The sequence below is a fragment of the Cedecea sp. B1(4) genome, from assembly GCF_059414925.1.
Genome location: NZ_JCAHMZ010000252.1, coordinates 1 through 392 on the forward strand (window position 1 = coordinate 1; position 392 = coordinate 392).

Below are 392 nucleotides of genomic sequence, written 5' to 3' on the forward strand. Positions count from 1 at the left end.
ACCAGAGCCTTACCGTCCGTTTGAACGAGGGTGGCGAGCGCGTCGTGATGTTCGACCGCTGCCTGGTCGCCACGGGTGCCAGCCCGGCGGTCCCGCCGATTCCGGGCTTGAAAGAGTCACCCTACTGGACTTCCACCGAGGCCCTGGCGAGCGACACCATTCCCGAACGCCTTGCCGTAATCGGCTCGTCGGTGGTGGCGCTGGAGCTGGCGCAAGCCTTTGCCCGGCTGGGCAGCAAGGTCACGGTCCTGGCGCGCAATACCTTGTTCTTCCGTGAAGACCCGGCCATCGGCGAGGCGGTGACAGCCGCTTTCCGTGCCGAGGGCATCGAGGTGCTGGAGCACACGCAAGCCAGCCAGGTCGCCCATATGGACGGTGAATTCGTGCTGACC

Annotated in this window: 1 protein-coding gene; it reads left to right on the plus strand. The window is 65.8% G+C overall.

Features of this window, described 5'->3' with window-relative positions; genetic code table 11:
- Positions 1–392 (plus strand): FAD-dependent oxidoreductase (locus tag ACR6JA_RS22825; protein ID WP_494599762.1); only part of this gene is annotated, 392 nt, incomplete at both ends.